The 22,133-nt window shown below is 51.6% G+C and carries 19 protein-coding genes and 1 pseudogene; 14 read left to right on the top strand and 6 right to left on the bottom strand.

From position 1 onward, the window contains the following. Positions 1 to 56: 56 nt before the first annotated feature. Together OGW16_RS14635 and fadE are read right to left on the bottom strand one after the other, a co-directional pair. On the bottom strand, positions 57 to 824 hold the full coding sequence (locus tag OGW16_RS14635; protein ID WP_043015237.1) for an amidohydrolase: 768 nt from the start codon (positions 822 to 824) through the stop codon (positions 57 to 59). Positions 825 to 934: 110 nt separating this feature from the next. Beyond that, a complete protein-coding gene (gene fadE / locus OGW16_RS14630) occupies positions 935 to 3,379 on the bottom strand; it encodes an acyl-CoA dehydrogenase FadE (RefSeq protein WP_043015238.1) in 2,445 nt (814 codons plus the stop codon). A gap of 239 nt (positions 3,380 to 3,618) precedes the next feature. Here fadE and lpcA point away from each other — a divergent pair, with 239 nt between their 5' ends. Together lpcA and OGW16_RS14620 are read left to right on the top strand one after the other, a co-directional pair. Further along, a complete protein-coding gene (gene lpcA, locus OGW16_RS14625; protein WP_043015239.1) occupies positions 3,619 to 4,197 on the top strand; it encodes a D-sedoheptulose 7-phosphate isomerase in 579 nt (192 codons plus the stop codon). Between the two features lie 163 nt (positions 4,198 to 4,360). After that, positions 4,361 to 5,128 carry a class II glutamine amidotransferase gene (locus tag OGW16_RS14620; RefSeq protein ID WP_003031388.1) on the top strand — a complete coding sequence of 256 codons (768 nt, stop codon included), beginning with the start codon at positions 4,361 to 4,363 and terminating at the stop codon, positions 5,126 to 5,128. Here OGW16_RS14620 and dpaA read toward each other — a convergent pair. Continuing rightward, complete coding sequence (gene dpaA / locus OGW16_RS14615) at positions 5,099 to 5,839, bottom strand: peptidoglycan meso-diaminopimelic acid protein amidase (protein ID WP_043015241.1); 741 nt, start codon at positions 5,837 to 5,839, stop codon at positions 5,099 to 5,101. The genes OGW16_RS14620 and dpaA overlap by 30 nt on opposite strands. 349 nt (positions 5,840 to 6,188) lie before the next feature. Here dpaA and OGW16_RS14610 point away from each other — a divergent pair, with 349 nt between their 5' ends. Then, the gene (locus tag OGW16_RS14610; RefSeq protein WP_043015242.1) at positions 6,189 to 6,950 is read left to right on the top strand and encodes a C40 family peptidase; all 762 of its coding nucleotides are present in this window, start codon (positions 6,189 to 6,191) and stop codon (positions 6,948 to 6,950) included. 38 nt (positions 6,951 to 6,988) lie between these two features. Here OGW16_RS14610 and OGW16_RS14605 read toward each other — a convergent pair. After that, positions 6,989 to 8,707, bottom strand: a pseudogene (locus OGW16_RS14605) (flagellar biosynthesis protein FlhA); the annotation flags it as partial. Between OGW16_RS14605 and lafU the strand changes: the two are divergent. The 3 genes from lafU to dinB all read left to right on the top strand — a co-directional run bounded on the left by lafU (position 8,619) and on the right by dinB (position 11,352). Then, positions 8,619 to 9,533: a putative lateral flagellar export/assembly protein LafU gene (gene lafU, locus OGW16_RS14600; protein ID WP_286518564.1), complete on the top strand. Its 915-nt coding sequence runs from the start codon at positions 8,619 to 8,621 to the stop codon at positions 9,531 to 9,533. The pseudogene OGW16_RS14605 and the gene lafU overlap by 89 nt on opposite strands. Before the next feature lie 55 nt (positions 9,534 to 9,588). Next, positions 9,589 to 10,230, top strand: a complete 642-nt coding sequence (locus OGW16_RS14595) for a DNA primase (RefSeq protein ID WP_075145145.1) — start codon at positions 9,589 to 9,591, stop codon at positions 10,228 to 10,230. 66 nt (positions 10,231 to 10,296) lie between these two features. Beyond that, positions 10,297 to 11,352 (top strand): DNA polymerase IV, encoded by a 1,056-nt coding sequence (dinB, locus tag OGW16_RS14590; protein WP_043015284.1) that lies wholly within the window; start codon positions 10,297 to 10,299, stop codon positions 11,350 to 11,352. A 102-nt stretch (positions 11,353 to 11,454) separates the two neighbouring features. Here dinB and pepD read toward each other — a convergent pair whose 3' ends face one another. Continuing rightward, positions 11,455 to 12,912: a cytosol nonspecific dipeptidase gene (gene pepD / locus OGW16_RS14585; protein WP_043015287.1), complete on the bottom strand. Its 1,458-nt coding sequence runs from the start codon at positions 12,910 to 12,912 to the stop codon at positions 11,455 to 11,457. 261 nt (positions 12,913 to 13,173) lie between these two features. Between pepD and gpt the strand changes: the two genes are divergently transcribed. The 3 genes from gpt to crl all read left to right on the top strand — a co-directional run bounded on the left by gpt (position 13,174) and on the right by crl (position 15,436). Next, positions 13,174 to 13,632, top strand: coding sequence for a xanthine phosphoribosyltransferase (gpt, locus tag OGW16_RS14580; RefSeq protein ID WP_003031380.1), 459 nt, complete (start codon positions 13,174 to 13,176; stop codon positions 13,630 to 13,632). 100 nt (positions 13,633 to 13,732) lie between these two features. After that, complete coding sequence (frsA, locus tag OGW16_RS14575) at positions 13,733 to 14,977, top strand: esterase FrsA (protein ID WP_043015288.1); 1,245 nt, start codon at positions 13,733 to 13,735, stop codon at positions 14,975 to 14,977. 57 nt (positions 14,978 to 15,034) lie between these two features. Next, positions 15,035 to 15,436, top strand: a complete 402-nt coding sequence (gene crl / locus OGW16_RS14570) for a sigma factor-binding protein Crl (RefSeq protein ID WP_087051686.1) — start codon at positions 15,035 to 15,037, stop codon at positions 15,434 to 15,436. Between the two features lie 57 nt (positions 15,437 to 15,493). On the opposite strand, the gene phoE is transcribed toward crl, so the two are convergent. Next, on the bottom strand, positions 15,494 to 16,549 hold the full coding sequence (gene phoE / locus OGW16_RS14565; RefSeq protein ID WP_286518563.1) for a phosphoporin PhoE: 1,056 nt from the start codon (positions 16,547 to 16,549) through the stop codon (positions 15,494 to 15,496). A 289-nt stretch (positions 16,550 to 16,838) separates the two neighbouring features. Here phoE and proB point away from each other — a divergent pair, with 289 nt between their 5' ends. The 5 genes from proB (at position 16,839) to OGW16_RS14540 (ending at position 22,121) form a co-directional block, all read left to right on the top strand. Continuing rightward, positions 16,839 to 17,942, top strand: coding sequence for a glutamate 5-kinase (gene proB, locus OGW16_RS14560; RefSeq protein WP_003031373.1), 1,104 nt, complete (start codon positions 16,839 to 16,841; stop codon positions 17,940 to 17,942). An 11-nt stretch (positions 17,943 to 17,953) separates the two neighbouring features. After that, entirely contained in the window at positions 17,954 to 19,204 is a 1,251-nt protein-coding gene (proA, locus tag OGW16_RS14555) for a glutamate-5-semialdehyde dehydrogenase (RefSeq protein ID WP_286518562.1), read from the top strand. Between the two features lie 283 nt (positions 19,205 to 19,487). Next, positions 19,488 to 20,207 (top strand): Crp/Fnr family transcriptional regulator, encoded by a 720-nt coding sequence (locus OGW16_RS14550; protein ID WP_213732584.1) that lies wholly within the window; start codon positions 19,488 to 19,490, stop codon positions 20,205 to 20,207. A gap of 596 nt (positions 20,208 to 20,803) precedes the next feature. Beyond that, the gene (gene ecpA, locus OGW16_RS14545) at positions 20,804 to 21,391 is read left to right on the top strand and encodes a common pilus major fimbrillin subunit EcpA (RefSeq protein ID WP_003031365.1); all 588 of its coding nucleotides are present in this window, start codon (positions 20,804 to 20,806) and stop codon (positions 21,389 to 21,391) included. A 52-nt stretch (positions 21,392 to 21,443) separates the two neighbouring features. Continuing rightward, positions 21,444 to 22,121 carry an EcpB family pilus assembly chaperone gene (locus OGW16_RS14540; protein ID WP_087053123.1) on the top strand — a complete coding sequence of 226 codons (678 nt, stop codon included), beginning with the start codon at positions 21,444 to 21,446 and terminating at the stop codon, positions 22,119 to 22,121. The last annotated feature ends 12 nt before the right edge of the window (positions 22,122 to 22,133 follow it).

Below are 22,133 nucleotides of genomic sequence, written 5' to 3'. Positions count from 1 at the left end.
CGGAGTGAAACAATCCCGCCACGGAAAATGTTGTGCAGCGGGAGTGAAGGCGAGAGTTATAGCGTGAACGGGTCGGCGTCTTGCCAGGCGGGAAACTTCTCGCGATACTCGCGCAGCGCCGAGAGTGACAGTTCTGCGTCAATGCGTGTGGCCTGATGCGGCTCGGCGGTGGCAATAATCTCACCCTGCGGATTAATCACCCGGCTGTCACCGCGATAATGATGGCCGTTCCCGTCAGTGCCCACGCGGTTACATCCTGCTACATAAGCCTGGTTCTCAATCGCCCGTGCTGTGAGCAGAACCTGCCAGTGCAGCGAACGCGGCGCCGGCCAGTTGGCGACATACAATGCCAGGTCGTAATCGTTGCGGTTGCGCGACCACACTGGAAAACGCAGGTCATAACAGACCAACGGTAGAATACGCCAGCCGCGCCATTCAAAAATAACCCGCGCGTCACCTGCCTGGTAATACTGATGCTCATCCGCCATGCGGAACAGATGGCGCTTATCATAGAAATGGACATGACCTTCGGGTTCGACCAGTAAAAAGCGGTTGACCGGGCCGCGTTCAGACTGGAGAGCGGCGCTGCCTGCAATGAGGGCGTTGGTCTGCTGCGCCTTAGCGCGCATCCAGCTTACAACCTCTTCCTGCGCCAGCGATTTACTTGCCGCTTCCATGGCAAATCCACTGGTAAACATCTCGGGCAACACAATGACATCACGTCCTGTGACGGTTTCCAGTTGACGGTCGAAATGGCGCAGGTTGGCCGGGCCATCCATCCAGATCAGCGGTTGTTGCAGCAGAGTAATTTTCAAACCAGGCACGATCAAGGCTCCTCGTTGAACAACATTTTGACACTGTAACATGAGCTTTAACGAAAATGTGGCAATAAAAAGCCCCGCATTAAGCGGGGCCCGGCATTGTGCGTATGTCGTTATGCGGCTTCGACTTTACGCACCTTCTCTGGCAACTTTACCGGCTGAGTTGCCAGCTCCTCGGGTTCAAAGTCATCCACGTTGATGCTGCGCAGACGGCTCGCCTCGGCTTTCACCAGAATCGCGGCTTCGTCTTTATCAATCAGTCCTTTAGCCAGCGCATTGTGCGCCAGTTCATCCAGGCGGGTAAACGGCAGGTTTTTACCCAGCTCTTTGCAGATCCGCTGGTGGATAGGGTCAGCTGCAATCACATCCAGCAGAGCCTCTTCCAGCAAACCAACCGGGTTATGCTCGCTTGGCGTCAGGTATTGACCACGACCAAGACGAGAACGGGTGGCGCTTGGAACCTGCAAAATCTTCGCGACTTTATGATCCAATTTGTCTGACGGTGCATGGTAGTGGCGACCGGTAGGGAAGATAACCACATTCAGCAAGCCAGCGACCAGACGGTTCGGGAAGTTAATCAGCAGGTCGTCCATCGCCTGTTCCGCTTTGTACAACGCATCCTGAACGCCCCAGTGAACCAACGGCAGGTCGGCTTCATTACGGCCTTCATCGTCATAACGTTTCAGTACCGCGGAGGCCAGATACAGCTGACTTAACACATCGCCCAGACGCGCGGAGATACGTTCACGGCGCTTCAGGCTACCGCCCAGTACGGCCATGGATACATCTGAAAGCAGTGCCAGGTTGGCGCTCAGACGGTTCAGGTGCTGGTAGTAACGTTTGGTCGCATCGCCGGTTGGCGTGCTGCTGGTTAAGCCACGCGTCAGGCCAAGCCAGAAGCTGCGTACTTTGTTACTGCCGACGTGACCGATGTGTTTGAACAGCAGCTTATCGAACGCATTCACATCGTTACTCTGTGCCGCAGCCATCTCTTCCAGTACATACGGATGGCAGCGAATAGCACCCTGACCGAAGATCATCATGCTACGGGTCAGAATGTTGGCGCCTTCCACGGTAATAGCGATTGGCGCGCCCTGATAAGCACGGGCGAGGAAGTTGCTTTCGCCAAGCATAATGCCTTTACCGCCAGTGATATCCATGGCATCGATGATTGACTGCTGCCCACGGTGGGTACAGTGATACTTCACGATAGCCGACAGCACCGCCGGTTTTTCACCCAGCATAATACCGTAGGTAATCAGCGACGCCGCAGCATCCATCACGTAGGCGTTACCCGCAATACGCGCCAACGGCTCTTCAATACCTTCCATCTTGCCGATAGAGATTTTGAACTGGCGACGAATGTGCGCATACGCGCCGGTTGCCATCGCGACGGATTTCACGCCGCCCGTCGAGTTAGACGGCAGGGTAATACCGCGTCCCACGGACAGACATTCCACCAGCATGCGCCAGCCCTGACCGGCCATTTTCGGACCACCGATGATGTAATCAATCGGTACGAACACATCTTTACCGAGGGTCGGACCGTTCTGGAACGGTACGTTCAGCGGGAAGTGGCGACGCCCAATTTGTACGCCCGGCGTTGAGGTTGGGATCAGCGCACAGGTAATACCGAGATCTTCTTCACCACCCAGCAGTTTTTCCGGGTCGGAAAGTTTAAATGCCAGACCCAGTACGGTAGCGATAGGGGCCAGCGTAATATAACGTTTGTTCCAGGTCAGGCGCATACCCAGCACCTGCTGGCCCTGCCAGTCGCCCATACAAACTACGCCGGTATCAGGGATCGCGCCTGCGTCGGAGCCTGCTTCCGGGCTGGTCAGAGCAAAGCATGGGATCTCCTGACCGCGAGCCAGACGCGGCAGGTAATGATTTTTCTGCTCTTCGGTGCCGTAATGTTGCAGCAGTTCGCCTGGGCCTAACGAGTTAGGTACGCCAACGGTGATCGCCAGGATCCCGGATACGCCGGAGAGTTTCTGCAATACGCGAGCCTGAGCATAGGCGGAGAATTCCAGCCCGCCGTACTCTTTCTTAATGATCATCGCGAAGAAGCGGTGTTCTTTCAGATACGCCCACAGTTCCGGGGGCAGATCCGCGAGTTCATGGGTTATCTGGAAGTCGTTCGCCATGCGGCACGCTTCTTCCACCGGGCCGTCAATAAACGCTTGCTCTTCAGCAGTCAGATGCGGCTGAGGATAGTTATGCAGTTTTTTCCAGTCTGGCTTGCCCTGGAACAGGTCGCCTTCCCACCAGGTCGTACCGGCATCAATCGCTTCTTTCTCGGTGCGCGACATCGGCGGCATGACTTTACGGAAACCGCGGAACACCGGCGCAGAGATCATGGATTTGCGCATCGGCGTAAAGTTAAACGGTACGAGGATAATGGCCAGAGGAACCAGCAGCCAGACTGACCACAGGCCAGCCACGCCAAGCGCAGCCGTCCAGGCGAGCAAAATTAAGCTGCTGAGGAATAAGCTCACGCGGTGATAAAACAGAACGCTGAGCAGAACAACCGTAGCGATAATACTCAAAATCATCATAACGAAAAGCTCCCTTGCTTGTAGGAGGTCTGACCACTTGTGATGATATGGTTGTAGTGGATGTAAATTCTTTTAGCAATGTGTTTACAAAATAATTACAACAAAGCTCACATTGTTGCCGTTTTAACCGGCACAAAAAATCAAAAGCCGTAGCCATTCCTGTGGCTTGTACTTCTCGCTGGTAGCGCTATCCGGTACACTGCATCTTGTCATTTACATTCATGCTGAAGGATATCCTCATGTACCAGGATCTTATTCGTAACGAACTGAGCGAAGCGGCGGAAACGCTGGCTAATTTTCTTAAAGATGACGCCAATATTCACGCCATTCAGCGCGCGGCGGTCCTGTTGGCAGACAGCTTTAAAGCCGGTGGTAAGGTACTTTCTTGCGGTAACGGCGGTTCCCATTGCGACGCGATGCACTTCGCCGAAGAGCTGACTGGACGCTATCGTGAAAACCGCCCTGGCTATCCGGCGATCGCTATCTCTGACGTCAGCCATATCTCCTGCGTTAGCAACGATTTTGGTTACGATTATGTGTTCTCGCGCTACGTTGAAGCCGTGGGCCGCGCGGGCGATGTCCTGTTAGGCATCTCTACTTCGGGTAACTCCGGTAACGTAATTAAAGCGATTGCCGCAGCGCGCGAGAAAGGGATGAAAGTGATCACCCTGACCGGGAAAGATGGCGGCAAAATGGCGGGCAGCGCAGATATCGAAATTCGCGTGCCGCACTTTGGCTACGCTGACCGTATTCAGGAAATTCATATCAAAGTGATCCATATCCTGATTCAACTGATCGAAAAAGAGATGGTTAAATAAGCCGATAATTTTTGCCGGTCTTATCGGGCCAGGAACTTGTAGGCCCGATAAGCGAAGCGCCATCGGGCATTGTGCCGGATGGCGACGCAAGCGTCTTATCCGGCCTACAAGCTGTGCTTTGCCGGTCTTGGCAGGCAATTAACCGTTTTAAGGTAGGTGATGTATGTGCGAACTGCTCGGGATGAGCGCCAATGTGCCAACCGATATCTGCTTTAGCTTCACCGGGTTGGTCCAGCGCGGCGGAGGTACCGGGCCGCACAAAGACGGCTGGGGTATTACGTTTTATGAAGGTAAGGGCTGCCGTACGTTTAAAGATCCGCAACCCAGCTTTAACTCGCCTATTGCCAAACTGGTACAAGACTATCCCATCAAATCCTGTTCCGTGATTGCCCATATTCGTCAGGCGAATCGCGGTGAAGTAGCACTGGAAAATACCCATCCCTTCACGCGTGAGCTGTGGGGACGTAACTGGACGTACGCCCATAACGGACAGCTCAGCGGCTATAAATCGCTGGAAACCGGTAATTTCCGCCCGGTTGGGGAAACCGACAGCGAAAAAGCCTTCTGCTGGCTGCTCCACAAGCTGACAGAGCGTTATCCGCGCACGCCTGGCAATATGACGGCAGTGTTTAAATATATCGCGATGCTGGCAGGAGAATTGCGGGAGAAGGGCGTCTTCAACATGCTGTTGTCTGACGGGCGTTATGTGATGGCCTTCTGCTCGACCAATTTGTTTTGGATCACGCGCCGTGCGCCGTTTGGCGTAGCGACACTGTTGGATCAGGATGTGGAAATCGATTTTAGCTCAGAGACCACACCCAACGATGTGGTCACCGTGATTGCCACTCAGCCGCTAACCGGCAATGAAACCTGGCAAAAGATTATGCCAGGCGAGTGGGCATTATTTTGTCTCGGGGAGCGTGTAGTTTGATGCCAGCTGCGGCTGAACCACTTCGTGACTCAACGGCTTGCTGATAACGTAACGGCCATCGACGACGGAAACGGTCGGTGGCTTACGCGTCTGTTCAAAGTAATCGTATCCCGGCTTTAGCTGCGACCAGAACTCTTTGTAATACGAGAACTTATGGCGCTGCATGTTGGCGTCGGTCATGCGGAACGGATAAATGCTAACCTGGACGCTGGACTGTCCGAACACCAGCGCGCCGGTGACAAACTGGAAAATCTCATCAATGCCGTTGTCGGTCATCGCGTAGCAGCCGACGGAAACACAGGCGCCGTGGATCATCAGGTATTTACCTTCATAACCGTGGGCGCGGTCGTAGGCGTTAGGAAAACCAATGTTAATCGCTTTATAGAAGCGGCTATCCGGTTTCAGCTGTCCACGCTGTACGCTGTAAAATCCTTCCGGACTTTTGAAATCACCCTGACGCTGTTTCGGCCCTAAGCCGCCGGAATAATTGCAAATCTTATAGCTGTCGAGCAATTGATACTGTTCGCCCATCTTGACGTACAGATCCAGCGTGCGCTCTTCTTTGAAGATCTGGATATAGACGGGGGAGCCCATTAATTGCTGCTTATATTCTTTGCTGACAGGCGTAGTCGGGCTGCTGCTGCTCAGCAAACCGGCAAATGAAACGCACGGCAATAAAAGCATCGCAAGAAAAAATGCGATTTTACGCATACTGCTTATTCCTTGATAAAACGATTACACACGCCAGGACGGCAAAAAGAGTCCCCAAATCGGATAAATCTGGATCTGGAGCGCTCACATTATCACCCAGAGAGTTTTTCGCAAGTCTCTCGTGCGGCGTTTACACTTTAGATTTTCTTTATACGGAAAATTGTACTTAAAGGCAGTCAGACAGCGGCGTATTTTGCGCGTGAGCGCACTTCATTTAGTCTTATGAGTGCAGAATTCCTAATGTATTGAATTTAAAAAATTAATAATTTAATAATCGAATATTAAAATGGAATACCCGGCAACAGCGGTAGACTGCGCCGAACGTGTTTAATTAGGTATTTTTGTTTTCATGTCTTTTGTCTCTGCACCCCGACGCTTTTTGCCGGGTCTGCTGTCTTTGTGTGTTGTGTTGTCCTCACCGTCTGTCGCCAAAGTTCAGCCCCTCTTATCTGACGCCCATTTAAGCTATGCGGCGCAAATGCGCATGCGTAACCGCGCCCGGCTGCTTAAGCAGTACCACGCGCAGGTAAAAAAGCAGGCAAGTTATGTGGTGGAAGGAAATGCGCAAAGTAAAAGCGCGCTGCGACAGCAGAACAGGACGCTGATTAAACAGCACCCGGAGTGGTTCCCGGGGCCGCTGAAAGCGAGCGATCATCGCTGGAAAGAGCTGGCTGAGAATGACCATTTTCTCAGTAGCGATCATCTGCATAACATGACCGAAGTGGCAATCCATCGTCTCGAGCAGCAGCTGGGTAAACCTTATTTGTGGGGAGGGACCAGCCCGGATCAGGGCTTTGACTGCAGCGGGCTGATTTTTTATGCCTACAACAAAATCCTGGCGGCAAAATTGCCGCGTACGGCGAATGAAATGTATCACTATCGGCGGGCGACCATCGTCGCCAATCGCGACCTTCGTCGTGGGGATTTATTGTTCTTTCATATTCACAGTCGGGATATTGCCGATCATATGGGCGTCTATTTGGGGCAGGGACAATTTATTGAATCGCCGCGTACCGGAGAAACCATTCGGGTGAGTAATTTATCCGATGACTTCTGGCAGGATCATTACCTCGGCGCCCGTCGTATTCTTACGGAAAATACCATTCTGTAATCAACAAGGCGGTGCAAATGACACCGCCTCGTCAGGGGTTAACTCAACGCCCCCATGATCTTTAATTCTAGCTCGTCCGGAACTTCGTTATAAGACAACACCTGCAAACCCGGAGCGAACAGGCGCGCATAGCGCGCGAGCAGAGGACGTAGCTGCGGTGCGACCAGCAGGACCGGCTCTTTACCCGCGGCTTTCATCTGTTCTTTAATCTGCGGCATATTGGTCTGGAATTGATTGAGCATATTCGGATCGACCGGTACGCTATCGAGCACCACTTTGCCGCTTTGCTGCGCCTGATTCACCACATTTGCCAGCAGATTCTCCAGCTCATTATTCAGGGTGTACACCGCCAGCTCATCTTTGCGTACAAACGGATGGGTAATGCTGCGACGAAGCGCCAGACGCACATCTGCCGTTAACAAAATATGATCTTTGGTGACGGCGCTACTGGCGACCAGAACGGTAGCAATAGTGACGATATCGCGCAGCGGCACACCTTCGACCAGCAGTGCCCGGTAAACCTTCAGGAGCTGGCTGTAATTCAGCGCCGCGCTCAGATCCTCCGCCAGACGGGGCGCCATCGAAGAGAGGCGGTTATGCAGTTGCGTAATATCGTCGTAGTTAAACAGGTCGGGAATATAGTTGCGAATGATCTTATTCACGTGCGTTGCAATAACGCTGGCGCTATCAATGACCTGATACCCCATATTTAGCGCTTTGGCTTTTTGCGCCGGGACAATCCACGTGACCGGCATACCGTAGGCCGGATCGTGACCTAAAACACCATCGATCTCACCGTAGGTTTCACTGGAAGGCAGCGCCATCAGCTTATCTGAGGGAATATCGGCCTCATCAGCCTTGATCCCGTTGATAAAAATGGCGTACTGGGTCGGTTTTAGACGGAAGTTTTCCCGAATGCGAATTTCCGGTAGCAACACGCCGTTCGTGTCTGAAATAACCTGCCGCACACCGCGAATACGTTGGGTGAGCGGATTCCCTTTAGATTTGTCCACCAGCGACACCAGCTTGTAGCCCAGGCTCAGGCTGATTGGCTCAATCAAGGGGATCGTTTCCCAACTGACCTGTTGCTCAGTGGTTTCAACGATAGTTTTGGTCAGCGTCTCAAGGTTTTTCTCTTCGGTCTCAGCCACCTTCGGGCGCTTGCTCATACGCCAGGCGGTGAACCCCAGCAGGGCGCTGAACACCAGGAATGGGAAATGCGGCATTCCCGGCACCACCGCCAGTACAAACATAATGCTGGTGGCGGTATAGAGCACGGAGGGGCTGGCCAGCAGCTGGCTTCGCACGTCAGTGGCAATATCGCCGCTGTCGCTCACGCGAGTAACGATAATCGCCGCCGCCGTTGACAGCAGCAGAGACGGGATCTGGGCGACCAGACCGTCACCGATGGTCATCAGTACGTATTGCTGGAATGCAGCTTCGGCGCTTAAATCGTATTTGAAAATACCGATACAGACGCCGCCGATCAGGTTAATGGCCAGGATCATCATCCCGGCGATGGCATCACCGCGCACGAACTTCGACGCACCGTCCATTGCGCCATAGAAATCCGCTTCGCCCGCCACGTCTTTACGTCGCGCCTGCGCCTGGGCCTGATTAATCAGCCCTGCGTTCAGATCGGCGTCGATCGCCATCTGCTTGCCGGGCATGGCGTCGAGGGTAAAGCGGGCCGAAACTTCGGAGATACGCTCGGCGCCCTTGGTCACCACGATAAAGTTGATTGTGAACAGCGTCAGTAAAGCTGACCGTGAAAACATCGTGGCAGCGCTGCATGGCCAATCAATCTTTAACGGTGGCGGTATGGCGCCGTTAAACAAGCTGGGCAAGCAGCCGATAGCGCCGGGTGCGCAGAAGAAAAACGTCACGCGCAACAAACTCGATAAAACCGCCAACCCGCAGGAGACGGCGAAGATCACGGAAGAAAACGCGAAAAAGGCGTTAGACGTGAACGAGAAAACAACGTTACTGAAGCAAAAATCAGCCCGTGAATTGGGCGAGCTGGCGACCGACATTAATGCCATCGCCCGCAACGCGCATATGGAAACTAACCTCGAGATGGAGATAGTTCCTCAGGGGCTGCGCGTACTGATTAAAGATGACCAGAACCGTAATATGTTTGAACGCGGTAGCGCCAAAATTATGCCGTTCTTTAAATCTCTGCTGGTTGAGCTGGCTCCCGTGTTTGACTCGCTGGATAACAAGATAATCATCACCGGGCATACTGACGCGATGAGCTATAAGAGCAATATTTACAACAACTGGAACCTCTCCGGCGACCGCGCATTGTCGGCACGACGCGTGCTGGAAGATGCCGGAATGCCGCAGGATAAAGTTATGCAGGTCAGCGCGATGGCGGACCAAATGTTGCTGGATGCGAAAAACCCGGAAAGCGCCGGTAACCGTCGCATTGAGATCATGGTGTTGACGCAAAGCGCTTCCGATACGCTGTATCAATATTTCGGTCAGCAGGGAGAGAAGGTTGTGCAACCGCTAGTTGATAAGCTGGACAAGCAAAAGCAAGTGACTTCTTTACGTCAACAATCTGCTCCCGTCACGCATTAATTCTGTTCCCGTCCCCCACGCAACGTGGGGGCAAATTATCCCTCAGGAAGGCAATGTGATAGATGTAACCCATATTATTCCCTTGGATATTGATACTGATAACGTCACCGATGTGGCCTGTCAGGGCGCGCATTTCGACAAAGTTTCAGGTATCTGGTACACCGAACCCCATGAGCTAAACGGGGCGCTGCGTGACTATGTCTACGACACCGACAATTTCAATATCGTCGCCCCGTACTATCTGGTGATTACCTCGAAGATGCACTGCTGGAGCTGCCACCAAATTACCCGTATTCATGGCGTGATGTTTACCCGCTTTATTAAGAAAAATCAGGATGGTCAGGGCTGGCAGTCGGTCAGGCGTAACAGCTTTTTGTTCCACATTAATTCTCTGCCTGAAGAGATAAAAAAGAACATCAAAGCCAGCAATTACTATCTCGATAAAAGTAAAACCACCGGGCTACGCTACTGGATGAACCATTGTGAAATTTGTGGCGAACGTCTGGGCGATTACGAGCTTTTCTGCGTTGAGAATGATGCCTTTCGCCTGATGACAATCGAAAAACTGCTGCGGGCAAATATTCGCAAAGTAAATAAACTGTTTGTCAGTACGGCGGGCAATCCAGCGGAACATACGAAAACGGATATTGTGCGTTACCTGTGCGATGCGCGCTTCGTCATGAATGGTCCGGCGTAAGGTATAATCATACTTCTCACACCATAAAAATACTGTATACTTAAACAGTGTTGTGGGAGGCGAGTGATGCGCAAAATCATACATGTTGATATGGACTGCTTTTTCGCGGCGGTGGAAATGCGCGATAACCCCGCCCTGCGAGACATTCCCATTGCCATCGGCGGCAGCCGCGAGCGCCGGGGAGTTATCAGCACAGCCAATTACCCGGCGCGCAAATTTGGCGTACGTAGCGCGATGCCAACGGGAATGGCGTTAAAGCTGTGCCCGCATCTCACTTTATTGCCTGGTCGCTATGAGGCTTATAAAGAAGCTTCCCGGCAGATTCAGGCGATCTTCTCTCGCTATACCTCACTGATTGAACCTCTTTCGCTGGATGAAGCCTATCTGGATGTCACCGACAGTACCCACTGTCACGGTTCTGCTACGCTGATCGCCCAGGAGATCCGCCAGACGATTTTTAACGAGCTGCAGCTCACCGCCTCCGCCGGAATTGCGCCGGTTAAATTCCTGGCAAAAATTGCCTCCGATCTCAACAAGCCCAACGGGCAATATGTGATTACTCCTGCCGACGTTCCTGAATTTCTCAAAACGTTACCGTTAGGCAAAATTCCCGGCGTCGGCAAAGTCTCCGCCGCTAAGCTGGAAGCAATGGGATTACGTACCTGCGAGGATGTTCAAAAATACGACCTGGCAATGTTGCTCAAACGTTTTGGTAAGTTTGGTCGCGTGCTGTGGGAGCGTAGCCAGGGCATTGATGAGCGGGACGTCAACAACGACAGGCTGCGCAAATCCGTCGGCGTGGAGCGCACGCTGGCGGAAGATATTCACGAGTGGCCAGAGTGCGAGGCAATTATTGAGCGGCTGTATCCCGAACTGGAACGGCGTCTGGCAAAGGTAAAGCCGGATCTCCTGATCGCTCGCCAGGGGATAAAACTCAAGTTTAATGATTTTCAGCAGACCACGCAGGAGCACGTCTGGCCGCGCTTAAATAAAGATGACTTGATTGCGACGGCGCGCAAAACCTGGGATGAACGTCGGGGAGGGCGTGGTGTGAGGCTGGTGGGATTACACGTCACGCTGCTGGATCCACAAATGGAAAGACAGCTACTGTTGGGGCTGTGACTCAGAACAATTACCGGATGACGGCATAAAAACTTTCTCAGGCCTACAAATTAGCGTGTAGGCCGGATAAGCACAGCGCCATCCGGCATTTAGCGCAGAACCTTACTTCGCTGGAATAGACTTCAGCAGTTCAGTCAGAAGCGTCCAGTAGTGGCCGACGCTTTCAATATGAACCTGCTCATCCGGGGAGTGCGGACCCGTGATGGTTGGCCCAATGGAAACCATGTCCATTTCTGGATACGGTTTCTTGAACAGACCACATTCCAGACCGGCGTGGATAATCTGGATGTTCGGCGTTTTGTTGAACAGACGCTGATAGGTTTCGCGCACCAGGTGCATAACCGGGGAGTTAGCATCCGGCTGCCAGCCAGGATACGCGCCTTTGGCTTCCGTTTTGGCACCCGCGAGCTTGCCGAGTGAATCCAGCATGCTCACCACGTAGTCTTTACCGCTATCGATCAGCGAGCGAACCAGACAATGGATCTGTACATTATCGTCAGTCATGGTGACCACACCGACGTTCAGGGAGGTTTCTACCACGCCTTTTGCTACGTCGGAATTGCGGATAACGCCGTTCGGGGTGGCGTTCAGCAGACGCACGAAGCTGTCGCGAGACTGAGCGGTCAGCGCGGCTTTATCTTGAGTCACGGTATCCAGCACCAGAGCCAGGTTCTTTTCTTTGGCATCCAGTTCGTTTTTCAGGATTTCCTGGTAGGTGCCGACCAGCGCTTTTAACGCATCAACTTTATCTGCAGCTACGGCGAGGGTAGCAAAGGCTTCACGCGGAATCGCGTTGCGCAGTGTACCGCCGTTGAAATCAACCAGACGCAGATCCAGCTCTTGGGCGTGACCCGCCAGGAAGCGGACCAGCAGCTTGTTGGCGTTACCAAGACCCACGTGGATTTCGCCGCCGGAGTGGCCGCCTTTCAGGCCTTTCAACGTCAGCTTAAAGCTCTGGAAGCCAGCCGGGATTGCTTCACGGGACAGCGGCAGATTAGAGGTAAAGTCGATACCGCCTGCGCAACCCATGTAGATCTCACCTTCTTCTTCAGAGTCGGTGTTGATCAGAATATCTGCCTGCAGCCAGTTAGCCTGCAGACCAAACGCGCCATCCATACCCGCTTCTTCGGTCATGGTGAGCAGGACTTCTAACGGGCCGTGTACCACGTTGTCATCAGCCAGAACGGCCAGCGCAGACGCCATACCGATGCCGTTATCCGCACCCAGCGTGGTGCCACGAGCTTTTACCCATTCGCCGTCAATATAAGGCTGGATAGGATCTTTAGTGAAGTCGTGTACGGTGTCGTTGTTTTTCTGCGGGACCATATCCAGGTGCGCTTGCAGAACGACCGGCTTGCGATTTTCCATGCCTGCGGTAGCAGGTTTGCGAATCAGGATATTACCGACTTGATCGCGCTCGACGTGGAAACCTTTCTCCTGGGCCCAGCTCAGAATGTGTTCAGCGAGCTGTTCTTCATGGTAAGACGGATGAGGAATAGAACAGATTTTGGCAAAAATATCCCACAGCGGTTGCGGGGATAACTGAGACAGTTCAGACACGTTGAGTCTCCTTGGCGATGTCCTACAAAACTTGCTTGCAGGCCACGGGGTTAGCAGAATTAAAAACATCACAAGTCAGGCTTGCGCGATGCGATTGAGAATACCACTTTCTCCGCTGACGGCTAGCATAAAGCATGCAAAAAGAGGCGTGGATTCCGCGAAACACTGGTTTTTAGTGCTTCAGATCTCTATAATCTCGCGCAACCTATTTCCCCCTCGAACACTTTTTAAGCCGTAGATAAACAGGCTGGGACACTTCACATGAGCGAAAAATACGTCGTCACCTGGGACATGTTGCAGATCCATGCACGTAAACTGGCAAGCCGCCTGATGCCTTCTGAACAATGGAAAGGCATTATTGCCGTTAGCCGTGGTGGTCTGGTGCCGGGCGCATTGCTGGCGCGTGAATTGGGTATTCGTCATGTCGATACCGTATGCATCTCCAGCTACGATCACGACAACCAGCGCGAACTGAAAGTGCTGAAGCGTGCCGAAGGCGACGGTGAAGGTTTCATCGTCATTGATGACCTGGTTGACACCGGTGGTACTGCCGTTGCGATCCGCGAAATGTACCCTAAAGCGCATTTCGTTACTATTTTCGCTAAGCCGGCTGGTCGCCCGCTGGTGAATGATTATGTTGTTGATATCCCTCAGGATACCTGGATTGAGCAGCCGTGGGATATGGGCGTAGTGTTCGTCCCGCCGATCTCTGGTCGCTAATCTAAAAAGTTTTCAACGCCTGGCAACTGCCGGGCGTTGTTCTTTTTGCACTGTGTCAGGTTACACTATGCCTTAGTGAGTACTCATGGAGGCTGCAATCATGTCACAGGCTAACCTCAGCGAAGTCCTGTTTAAACCCCGCTTCAAACACCCTGAAACGTCAACGCTGGTTCGTCGTTTTAATCACGGCGCGCAGCCATCCGTACAATCCGCCCTGGATGGCAAAACCGTTCCACACTGGTATCGCATGGTGAATCGCCTGATGTGGATCTGGCGTGGCGTCGATCCGCGCGAAATCCTCGAAGTCCAGGCTCGTATCGTCATGAGCGAAGCCGAACGCACGGATAAAGAGCTCTATGACACGGTCATCGGCTATCGCGGTGGAAACTGGATCTACGAGTGGGCGAAGCAGGCGATGGACTGGCAACAGAAAGCGTCTATGGAGGAGGATCCGCAGGTAAGTGGACGCCACTGGCTGCATGCTTCCACGTTGTACAACATTGCCGCGTATCCACACTTAAAAGGCGATGAGCTGGCAGAGCAGGCGCAGGCTCTGGCCAATCGCGCTTATGAAGAAGCTGCGCAGCGTCTGCCGGGCACGCTGCGTGAGATGGAGTTTGCCGTAACCGGCGGCGCGCCGATCACCGGTTTCCTGCATATGCCAAAAGGCGACGGTCCGTTCCCGACGGTGCTGATGTGCGGTGGCCTCGACTCCATGCAAACGGATTATTACAGTCTGTATGAGCGTTACTTTGCCCCGCGCGGTATTGCTATGCTGACGCTGGATATGCCGTCGGTCGGGTTCTCATCAAAATGGAAACTGACCCAGGATTCCAGCCTGCTGCACCAGCACGTATTAAAAGCGCTGCCGAATGTTCCATGGGTGGATCACACCCGCGTGGCGGCCTTCGGTTTCCGCTTTGGTGCTAACGTGGCGGTACGCCTGGCGTATCTGGAATCATCGCGTCTGAAGGCGGTTGCCTGTCTTGGTCCGGTAGTGCATGCGCTGCTAAGTGACCCACAACGTCAGGCAAGCGTCCCGGAAATGTATCTTGACGTTCTGGCCAGTCGCCTCGGGATGCACGACGCATCCGATGAAGCGCTACGCGTTGAGCTTAATCGCTATTCATTAAAAGTGCAGGGCCTGCTGGGTCGACGCTGCCCAACACCAATGCTGTCGGGGTTCTGGAAAAACGATCCATTTAGCCCGGAAGAGGAGTCGCGTTTAATCACATCTTCATCTTCCGACGGTAAGCTGCTGGAGATTCCATTCAACCCGGTGTATCGCAATTTTGACAAAGGCCTGCAGGAAATCACTGGTTGGATCAATCAGAGATTGTGTTAAAAGTTTGCTAAATTTTATCGATTTGGTAAAACAGGTGCTTCACCTAAGGAGATCGTAATGACGTTACCGAGTGGGCATCCGAAAAGTAGATTGATCAAGAAATTCACCGCGCTTGGCCCGTACATCCGGGAAGGGCAGTGCGAAGATAATCGGTTTTTTTTCGATTGTCTGGCTGTTTGCGTCAATGTGAAACCCGCCCCTGAAAAACGCGAGTTTTGGGGCTGGTGGATGGAACTGGAGGCGCAGGAAAAACGCTTTACCTACAGCTATCAGTTTGGCTTGTTTGATAAAGACGGGAACTGGACGGCGGAGCCGGTGAAAGAGACTGAAGTGGTAGAGCGACTGGAATACACCTTACGTGAATTTCATGAAAAATTACGTGGGTTGTTAACCTCGCTGAATCTGGCGCTGGAGCCTGCTGACGATTTTAACGATGAGCCGGTTAAATTAACGGCGTAATGAACAGTAAAATGCCGGATGGCGGCGCAACCCCATCCGGCATTTTTTTATGCTATATCAGAACTGGTAGACCATACCGACAGCAACGATATCATCATCGTTGATGCCCAGCTTATTATCGCTATCGAGCTGGTTGATTTTATAGTCGACAAACGCGGACATATTTTTGTTGAAATAGTATGTTGCGCCCACGTCGATATAATTCACCAGATCCTCATTACCTACGCCTTCAATATCTTTACCTTTTGACAGCACATAACCCAGTGACGGACGCAGACCAAAGTCAAACTGGTACTGAACAACCGCTTCGAAGTTCTGTGTTTTATTGGCGAAGCCGCCGGAAATCGGCGTCATATTGCGTGTTTCAGAATAGAACGTCGCAATATAAATATCATTGGCATCATATTTTAAGCCGGTTGCCCAGGCTTCTGCTTTATCGCCTGTACCACGAGTTTGCAGATTCTGCTGGTTGGTACGATCGGAGTTGGTATAAGCGCCGCTGACCGCGAAATCGCTGCCGCCAAAGTCATAGGTAACGGAGGTACCAAAGCCGTCGCCGTTCTGTTTTTTCACATCGCGGTCCTGGTTTTTACCCTGGTATTGCAACGTGAGATCCAGACCATCCACGACGCCGAAGAAGTCCGTATTACGATAGGTCGCCAGGCCGCTGGCGCGTTTGGTCATAAAGTTATCGGTTTGTGCGGAGGAGTCACCGCCGAATTCCGGGAACATATCGGTCCACGCTTCCACGTCGTACAGCGCGCCGAGGTTACGACCGTAATCAAACGAGCCAAGATTTTTTAATTTCAGACCGGCGAAGGCCAGGCGAGTTTTTTGCTGGTTAGAGTCGCTTTCGGCTTTATTGCCGGCGAACTCTGCTTCCCAGCGGCCATATCCCGTCAGCTCATCATTAATTTGCGTTTCGCCTTTAAAACCTAAACGGATATAGCTCTGGTCGCCATCTTTGCTGTCATAATCCGTCATGTAATGCATGGCTTTTACTTTACCGTACAGGTCCAGTTTATTACCGTTCTTGTTATACACTTCCGCTGCCTGTACGGATGCCGACACAACAATACCCATCACCACTAATGCCAGAGTGCTCTTTTTCATTTTCATTCCTGATTAAAAGTACGCGCTAATATTCACTGGGTGTGATCCCCGTTAAAAGACAGGAAGGTTTTTAACGTCTGGCAATGAACGTTTTATGACAAAGTAAGAATATTTTTAAAAAAGGATGTTTTTTTGTTTCTGTAATAAATGCGTCAAAATCTGCCGTTACGCTTGCTGATCCTGCGCAATAAAATTTCATGCTTTGTGCGCTGGTTGTTGGCAACCGGGGCCAGTCCTGCTAAAACGTTCGTTTGATATCATTTTCCCCAATTTTGAATGGCAGAGAATCATGAGTGACAGCCAGACGCTGGTGGTAAAACTTGGCACCAGTGTGTTAACGGGCGGATCGCGCCGCCTGAACCGCGCCCATATCGTAGAGCTGGTTCGCCAGTGCGCGCAGCTCCATGCCGCAGGGCATCGTATTGTTATCGTTACCTCGGGCGCGATTGCCGCCGGACGTGAGCATCTTGGTTATCCTGAGCTCCCGGCAACGATAGCCTCGAAACAGCTGTTGGCGGCGGTAGGGCAGAGCCGACTGATTCAACTGTGGGAACAGCTGTTCTCGATTTACGGTATTCATATCGGCCAGATGCTGCTGACGCGTGCGGATATGGAAGACCGTGAGCGCTTCCTTAATGCCCGCGATACCTTGCGCGCGCTGCTGGATAACAACATCGTTCCTGTCATCAATGAGAATGACGCGGTGGCGACCGCCGAAATTAAAGTCGGCGATAACGACAACCTATCTGCGCTGGCGGCGATTCTGGCCGGGGCCGATAAGCTGCTGCTGCTGACCGATCAGCAAGGGCTGTTCACCGCCGATCCACGCACCAACCCGCAGGCTGAGCTGATCAAAGACGTGCACGGTATTGATGATGCGCTGCGCGCCATTGCCGGAGATAGCGTTTCGGGTCTGGGAACCGGTGGCATGGGAACAAAACTGCAGGCTGCCGATGTCGCGTGCCGCGCCGGGATCGACACCATTATTGCCGCTGGCAGCAAGCCTGGCGTTATTGGCGATGTGATGGAAGGCGTTTCTGTCGGGACGCGTTTTCATGCTCAGGCCTCTCCGCTGGAAAACCGTAAACGCTGGATCTTCGGCGCACCGCCTGCCGGGGAAATTACCGTCGATGAGGGCGCGACCGCAGCGATTCTGGAACGCGGTAGCTCATTACTGCCAAAAGGCATTAAAAGCGTGACAGGCAACTTCTCTCGTGGTGAAGTGATCCGTATCTGTAATCTCGAAGGGCGCGATATTGCCCACGGTGTTACACGCTATAACAGCGATGCGCTGCGCCGTATTGCCGGACATCACTCACAACAGATCGACACCATCCTGGGCTACGAATACGGTCCGGTTGCTGTCCATCGCGACGATATGATCACCCGTTAAGGAACAGGCATATGCTGGAACAAATGGGCATTGCTGCCAAAGCTGCGTCATACAAGCTGGCGCTACTCTCCAGTCGTGAAAAAAATCGCGTACTGGAAACCATTGCTGATGAGCTGGAAGTGCAAACGGAAAGCATCCTCAGCGCGAACGTACAAGATGTTGAGCAGGCGCGAGTTAACGGCCTGAGCGAAGCGATGCTCGATCGCCTGGCGCTGACTCCTGCGCGTTTGAAAGCGATTGCTGACGATGTACGTCAGGTCTGTAATCTCGCCGACCCGGTCGGGCAGGTGATTGACGGTGGTCTGCTGGATAGCGGCCTGCGCCTTGAACGTCGTCGCGTTCCGCTGGGTGTGATTGGCGTGATTTATGAAGCGCGCCCAAACGTCACCGTTGATGTTGCTTCCCTGTGCCTGAAAACCGGTAATGCGGCAATTCTGCGCGGTGGGAAAGAGACGTACCGGACCAACGCCGCGACCGTGGCGGTGATCCAAAAGGCGCTGGAAGCCTGCGGTTTACCCGCAGCAGCGGTGCAGTCGATAGATAATCCGGACCGCGCGCTGGTCGCTGAAATGCTGCGTATGGACAAGTACATCGATATGCTGATCCCACGCGGTGGCGCGGGCCTGCATAAGCTGTGTCGTGAGCAGTCGACCATCCCAGTCATCACCGGCGGCATTGGCGTATGCCATATTTATGTTGATGATTCTGCTGAGATAGCCCCGGCGTTAAAGATTATCGTTAATGCCAAAACTCAGCGTCCAAGCACCTGTAACACCGTAGAAACTCTGCTGGTGCATCAGGATATCGCTGAGCGTTTCCTGCCTGCATTAAGCCAAAAGATGGCGGATAGCGGTGTTACGCTGCACGGTGACGAAATCGTGATGCAGGTACTGTGTGGCCCGGCCAAACGGGTGCCGCTGAAACCGGAAGAGCTGGATAACGAGTTTCTGTCTCTGGATCTGAACGTAGTGGTGGTCGAAAATATGGATGGCGCAATCGCCCATATTCGCGAACACGGCACCCAGCACTCGGATGCTATCCTGACGCGCACGCTCAGCAACGCCAACCGTTTCGTGAATGAAGTGGACTCTTCTGCCGTGTATGTGAATGCTTCCACCCGTTTTACCGATGGCGGTCAGTTCGGACTGGGGGCGGAAGTGGCAGTTAGCACGCAAAAACTGCACGCGCGTGGCCCAATGGGGCTGGAAGCGCTGACCACATATAAGTGGATTGGCTTCGGTGACGACACGATCCGGGCGTAATTGAAAACGGGCGATGCCATAATAGTGCTCTTAATTTTAAAGCTATTAAGGCATCTCCCGCTTAATTCTAACCTTCACTTCGCTGCCGCATTTATTTTTCTATCCTGCGTTTTAACATCATCCGCATCAGTCTGTTTTTGACCTATGCTCTCACCGGCGCCCGAAAGGCGACGTATCACAGAATTTTCCCTGCCAGCATGAATTTTCCTGGTCTGCCGTTCACGTATTGTTCCTATGGTTCGATCTATTAGAATCAGTCTCATTTTTTATGAGGAGTTGTTGCGTGAAATCGGATATTCACAAACATCGCATTCCTGTTGTGCCGCTCGGCAACCCGTTTCCCCCCCGCCATTGTTCGCTGTGTCCAAAGGGAGCGGCAATTGATCGTGATAATCAACACCGATTAATAGACAAAAGAAGAAGGTTTAAAGCAGGGGAGATACTCGCCCGGCAGGATGAATCCGCAAACATGCTTTTTGTTATTCACGAGGGATACTGCAAGTCCAGCGTGGAATGTGGCGATAACGTTTTGATCAGCCGCTTTTATGTTCCAGGGGATATCATGGCGCTGGATGCTGTCGAAGGGGGGAAGTACCTGACAACGATTAAGGCGGCAACGGCTGCGGAGGTATGTCATATCGATATTGCGCGGTTGTTCAAAGTAGCAGAAAAGGATCCGTCGGTTGCTGCCGCAGTCATCAAGTTTCTCTGCAGGGACAATGGATTCATTGTTGAAAAACTGCGGCGCTATGCGAATAAACAGGCTGAGGCCAGGATCGCTGCTTTTCTGGTGGAGTTTTACGAGATGCATGTACGTATTGGCAGGCCAGAAACGACGCTTCACTTGCCATTCTCCCGGGAGGAAATTGCCAGTTATCTCGACCTTAAAATTGAAACCGTTAGCCGGTCATTTAAATCCCTCGAACAACAAAATTTGATTACCCTACATCGGGTGCGTACGGTAACACTTAATAGTTATTTGGGATTAAAAGGTTTCAGCTAAATCCCTCCAGGTTGAACGTTATATAACACTTGATATTCCAGGAATATTCTTTTTATATGGAAAATTCCTGGTTTTATTTTTGTGAAATAATTATCAATTCGAATACTAATCCTCCAGCTTAATGATTATTTTATAAGAATATTCCCCCTCATATGAATATTTTATGAGAATTTTCTTGTGAAGTTAAAAATTTAGCATAATTGCAACAAATAATAAGCATTATAGAGAAAATATGGAGGCGTTAATTATCTTTATGTTTTGTAAGGGTTTTGCTTAGGTGATATTTGTATGATCTTTTTGATATTTATCAAAAACATAAAAAAGATGAATTGTTTGGTATTACTTATTCGTGTGGGTGATAATTCTGAAACAAGGCGCATTTAAAGTAATTTTATCTTAGGAAACTTCTTAGATAAATTTTTTTGTGGGAAAATTCTTAGTTTTTTGTAATTTTTGCGTTTCAGGGTTTGTTGAGATGTTACTTAATTCAAATGATAATTTTTTGGCGCGGCAATTCTGGCTCGCAATTAATGGAACCGCTGGAGTGACTTAAAAATAAGACTCGGTGGTGAGTTTGTTCTTAGGAGAAGATAAAAATGAAAAAATTATTATTAGTAACCTCTCTGGCTTCTGTATTTGTTGCAGCAAATGCAATGGCAGACGTTACTGCTTCTGCAACTGCCTCGTGGGACGCGACGGCAACAAAAGATACCACCAGTATGTTGGTTGTCACCCCGCTGAACTCTTTGACTTTCCAGTATGCTGAAGGTCTGAAAGCCTTCAACTCTCAGGACGGTGCTTTTGATGTGACTATTCAGGGTCAGGAAACGGCAACTGATTTTGAGCTGACTGCTCAGATCATTAGTAACACGCTGACCAACGCCAGTGGCGATGCGTCTACCCTGAACGTAGGGGTGGCATGGAATGGCACCGCGCTGACTAACTCATCAGATACTGTCCTGGTTAACTCCAGCTCGACTTCTGGTCTTGAAAGCCTGATGGCTGATGGCGCTTATAACGGTGCTGCTCGTGTCAGCGATCAATCCAACTTCAAATTCACCATCGCGTCAGCGACTTCTGATGGTAGCCAGGCAGTAACGGATTACTCTGCTCTGCCAGACGGCTATTGGACTGGAGATGTAAAAGTACAGTTTAATGCAACCTGGACGACTCCGTCTGCCTAAGTAATAAAAATTCGGGAGAATTTTTTCTCCCGAATTTATCAGGAATGGCGTCATGAAAAAATATTTACCGACAGCGATGTTGGTAGGGTTAGTAGTATCTTTTCCCGGATTGGCAATTAATGTGGGTGAAATCACATCGATAATGACTTCTGCTGAGAGTTCATTATCGAAAGAAATTACTAATACAACTGATGCAGCGCGTTATGTCAGTGTTTCGGTAAAACAATTGTCATCACCTTTGGCGGGGGGAGTCGAAATAAAACCTGTCAATTCCGGAGAGTTACTTTCTACACCTGCCAATCTTATTCTTCCTGGTCAGGCAAAGGATGTTTTTCGCTTCTTTTATAAAGGACCTGCAGATGATCTCGAACGTTATTATCGTCTGCAATGGATAGATGAGCCGGTCACCGAGAGCGCGGAAACTCGGGCGAATAAAATGGCGGTTGCAACAGCGTCGGCTGAAATTGGCACTATTCTGGTGGTCGCGCCGCGAAAAGAGCGTTTTGAATATAGCCGAAATGGCGATGTTATTACCAATACTGGCAATGTTTCGTTTCGTGTGATCGCCTATGGCGCGTGTAAGGATAAGGCTCGCGATCAGGGACGAGGTTGTCGCGAACGTTATTACATTATGCCGGGTACGAAAATAAAATTACAGTTTACCGACATCAGCAATAGCCGTTCACGCATTGGTATTTGGCACGGTAAGCAGTTTATTACAGTGAAGTGATGGTCGATTGCA

The organism is Citrobacter sp. Ce104, assembly GCF_030334595.1.
Lineage (GTDB): Bacteria > Pseudomonadota > Gammaproteobacteria > Enterobacterales > Enterobacteriaceae > Citrobacter > Citrobacter europaeus.
This window is presented reverse-complemented; position numbering and strand designations above follow the sequence as displayed.

Coding starts and splice junctions, on each gene's coding strand:
- fadE (WP_043015238.1), bottom strand. CDS start 3,379: ATGATGATTTTGAGTATTATCGCTACGGTTGTTCTGCTCAGCGTTCTG.
- lpcA (WP_043015239.1), top strand. CDS start 3,619: ATGTACCAGGATCTTATTCGTAACGAACTGAGCGAAGCGGCGGAAACG.
- OGW16_RS14620 (WP_003031388.1), top strand. CDS start 4,361: ATGTGCGAACTGCTCGGGATGAGCGCCAATGTGCCAACCGATATCTGC.
- dpaA (WP_043015241.1), bottom strand. CDS start 5,839: ATGCGTAAAATCGCATTTTTTCTTGCGATGCTTTTATTGCCGTGCGTT.
- OGW16_RS14610 (WP_043015242.1), top strand. CDS start 6,189: ATGTCTTTTGTCTCTGCACCCCGACGCTTTTTGCCGGGTCTGCTGTCT.
- lafU (WP_286518564.1), top strand. CDS start 8,619: ATGGCGTCGAGGGTAAAGCGGGCCGAAACTTCGGAGATACGCTCGGCG.
- dinB (WP_043015284.1), top strand. CDS start 10,297: ATGCGCAAAATCATACATGTTGATATGGACTGCTTTTTCGCGGCGGTG.
- gpt (WP_003031380.1), top strand. CDS start 13,174: ATGAGCGAAAAATACGTCGTCACCTGGGACATGTTGCAGATCCATGCA.
- frsA (WP_043015288.1), top strand. CDS start 13,733: ATGTCACAGGCTAACCTCAGCGAAGTCCTGTTTAAACCCCGCTTCAAA.
- crl (WP_087051686.1), top strand. CDS start 15,035: ATGACGTTACCGAGTGGGCATCCGAAAAGTAGATTGATCAAGAAATTC.
- phoE (WP_286518563.1), bottom strand. CDS start 16,549: ATGAAAAAGAGCACTCTGGCATTAGTGGTGATGGGTATTGTTGTGTCG.
- proB (WP_003031373.1), top strand. CDS start 16,839: ATGAGTGACAGCCAGACGCTGGTGGTAAAACTTGGCACCAGTGTGTTA.
- proA (WP_286518562.1), top strand. CDS start 17,954: ATGCTGGAACAAATGGGCATTGCTGCCAAAGCTGCGTCATACAAGCTG.
- ecpA (WP_003031365.1), top strand. CDS start 20,804: ATGAAAAAATTATTATTAGTAACCTCTCTGGCTTCTGTATTTGTTGCA.
- OGW16_RS14540 (WP_087053123.1), top strand. CDS start 21,444: ATGAAAAAATATTTACCGACAGCGATGTTGGTAGGGTTAGTAGTATCT.